4 protein-coding genes and 1 tRNA gene are annotated in these 2,781 nt (G+C 67.6%); 3 read left to right on the top strand and 2 right to left on the bottom strand.

The features are described 5' to 3' along the window. Both ACR2JA_RS20505 and ACR2JA_RS20500 read left to right on the top strand, forming a co-directional pair. The coding region (locus tag ACR2JA_RS20505) for an exonuclease domain-containing protein (RefSeq protein ID WP_434010908.1) at positions 1-461 on the top strand (461 nt) is incomplete at its 5' end. Between the two features lie 123 nt (positions 462-584). Next, positions 585-659 (top strand) — tRNA-Val (locus ACR2JA_RS20500). Positions 660-752: 93 nt separating this feature from the next. Here ACR2JA_RS20500 and ACR2JA_RS20495 read toward each other — a convergent pair. After that, positions 753-2,018, bottom strand: a complete 1,266-nt coding sequence (locus ACR2JA_RS20495; RefSeq protein WP_434010907.1) for a DEAD/DEAH box helicase — start codon at positions 2,016-2,018, stop codon at positions 753-755. A 57-nt stretch (positions 2,019-2,075) separates the two neighbouring features. Here ACR2JA_RS20495 and ACR2JA_RS20490 point away from each other — a divergent pair, with 57 nt between their 5' ends. Continuing rightward, positions 2,076-2,435, top strand: coding sequence for a translation initiation factor Sui1 (locus ACR2JA_RS20490; protein ID WP_434010906.1), 360 nt, complete (start codon positions 2,076-2,078; stop codon positions 2,433-2,435). Between the two features lie 24 nt (positions 2,436-2,459). Here the strand turns inward: ACR2JA_RS20490 and ACR2JA_RS20485 are convergent. Next, positions 2,460-2,781: hypothetical protein (locus ACR2JA_RS20485; RefSeq protein ID WP_434010905.1), on the bottom strand; the 322-nt coding region annotated here is incomplete at its 5' end.

Genomic DNA, 2,781 nt, shown 5'->3' with positions numbered 1-2,781 from the left:
GTGCCGAACTCATCATCCACAACGCACCGTTCGACATCGGCTTTCTCAACAAGGAACTGAGCCTGCTCGGCCGACCGCCGATCACGAAGATCGTGTCGGGCGTGACCGACACCCTGGTCATGGCCAAGGAGATGTTCCCGGGCAAACGCAACGGCCTGGACGCGCTGTGCGATCGCCTGGAGGTGGACAACTCGGGCCGCACGCTGCACGGTGCCTTGCTGGACGCCGAGCTGCTGGCCGACGTCTACATCAACATGACGCGCGGGCAGGATGCGCTGCTGATCGAGGCGGGTGACAACAGCGCCCCCGGTGTGGTGGTCGAGCAGGTCGATCTCAGCCGTTTCGAGCTGCCTGTGCTGTGCGCCAACGAACAGGAGCAGCTGGCGCACGAAGCGGCGCTCGCCGACTTGGACAAGGCCTGCAAGGGCAAGACGCTGTGGCGCCAGCTGCAGGCGGCCTGAGCGGGCGACGGGGTTGTGCAAAAAATTTCGATGCAAAGCAGGAAGACGTCAAAACGCACGCTATAATTTGAGGCTTCCGAACGATCGGACCTGACAGCGAAAGCACCAGTCAGCAAGATTTTCGGGCGGTTAGCTCAGTGGTAGAGCACTGCCTTCACACGGCAGGGGTCGCAGGTTCGAACCCTGCACCGCCCACCAAAACGGCAAGTCACCACACTTGCAGAAAAAAAGCCCACCCACCGGTGGGCTTGTTTGTTTCCGGGCCTGGCTTTGCCGCCAGGATCCAGCCGTTCAGTCCTGTTGGGGGGCTGCCGCAGCAGCATTGGCTGCAGCCGCACGCAGCTTGTCTTTCTTGCTCGGGCGCTTGCCTTTGATACCGCCCCCCGCAGGGCCGGCGGGTGCGGCCGCCTCGGTGGTTTCAAAGCCCGGCACCTGTTCCAGCGGCAGGCTCAGGCCCTGGCGTTTTTCGATCAGTCGCCAGTGGGCTTCGGTGTCGGCACTGACAAAGCTCACGGCCAGGCCGCTCTCGCCCGCACGGCCGGTGCGGCCGATGCGGTGCACGTAGTCCACCGCAGAACGGGGCAGGTCGTAGTTGACGACCACGGGCAGTTGCGCGATGTCGATGCCACGGGCCGCCAGGTCGGTGGTGACCACCACGTCCCAGCGCTTTTCCTTGAATTCCTGTAGCGCCTGCTTGCGCGCGCCCTGGCTCAGTCCGCCGTGGAATGAGGTGGCGTACAGGTCGCCGTGGTGCAGCTTGGTGGCCACGCGTTCGGCACTGTATTGCGTGGCCACGAACACCAGCACGCGTTCCCAGCCGTTGTCTTTGATGAGTTGGCGCAGCAACTGGGTGCGACGGCCTGCGTCCACCGCGATGGCGCGTTGCAGCACCACGGCTTCGGCCTGTGCGGGGGCGGGCACGTCCACACGCTGTGGGTCGTGCAGCAGGCCGCCGGCCAGGGCTTGCACCGCGGGCGGGAAGGTGGCGGAGAAGAAAAGGTTCTGCCGTTGTGCGGGCAGCAAGCCGAGCACGCGGTCCAGTTCGTCGGCAAAGCCCAGGTCAAGCAGGCGGTCTGCCTCGTCCAGCACCAGCAGTTCCACCGCCGAGAGGCGCAGCGCGTTGTGCTCCACCAAATCCAGCAGGCGCCCGGGCGTGGCGACCATCACATCGGCGCCGCCGCGCAGCGCCATCAGTTGCGGGTTGATGGACACGCCACCAAAGGCCACGGCCACGCGCGGCCGCGACGGCAGGTGTTGTGCCAGGCTGCGCAGCACCTCGCCCACCTGGGCGGCCAGCTCGCGCGTGGGCACCAGGACCAGCGCGCGCAAGCGCCGCGGTGTGTGCACCGGGCCTGTTTGCAGCCGCTGCAGCAGCGGCAGGGCAAAGGCCGCGGTCTTGCCCGAGCCGGTCTGGGCGGTGGCCAGCAGGTCAGCCCCCTGCAGCACGACCGGAATGGCCTCTTGCTGGATGGGCGTGGGAGAAGCGAAACCCTGGTCGGCAGCGGCCTGGGCCAGGGTGGGGAGGAGTCCGAGAGCGGAGAAAGTGGAGGCAGGCATGTGCCCCGATTGTCGCCGCTGGGGGCACGCGCGCGGGGCGCGCTACGATGCCGGCCCATGAAACACAAGCTCTCCAGCGGTGGCCTGGTGTATTCCACCGAATCGGGCCGCATGTGCCCCGGCTGCCGCCAGCCGGTGGCCCAGTGCACCTGTGGTCAGAAACCTGTTCCGCAGGGTGACGGCACGGTGCGCGTCTCGCGTGAAACCCAGGGCCGTGGCGGCAAGGCGGTGACCGTGGTCAAAGGTGTGCTGCTGGACGCCGCGGCTTTGGCTGTGCTGGGCAAGCAACTCAAGGCCGCATGCGGCACGGGCGGCACGGTCAAGGACGGGGTGATCGAGATCCAGGGCGATCACATCGAGCGCGTGATGGCGACTCTGCAGGCCCTGGGTTACCGAGTCAAACGGGCGGGCGGGTGACGCCGGAGCGGCCCGGGCACCCGATCAGAGTTCGCCCGCCGCCATCAGCGAGAGCACATCGGGCTGCAGCAGTTCGTCCAGCGCCGGATCGGGCTGCGCCCAGGGTTTGAGCAGCAGCAACGCGGCCAAGACCAGCGCCAGCAGGGCGCCGCTGACCAGCGCCGGGTGCTGGTGCCAGCCGGCCTGCAGAACGGCCAGCGGACCGCGGTGGTGCACCTGTGCCGCGGTGCGCTGGCGCCACTGCTCGATGGCGCGCGATTCCAGTGCTTCCAGACCTTTGGCTGGTGCCTGCGCCAGGCCCTCGCGCAGGCGTTGGCGCAGGGGCTGATCGTCCGGGCTGGGGCGG

The sequence above is a fragment of the Hydrogenophaga sp. genome, assembly GCF_051007235.1.
GTDB lineage: Bacteria > Pseudomonadota > Gammaproteobacteria > Burkholderiales > Burkholderiaceae_C > Hydrogenophaga.
Note: the sequence above shows the minus strand (reverse complement) of the source record. Positions and strands in the feature narration are given on the sequence as shown.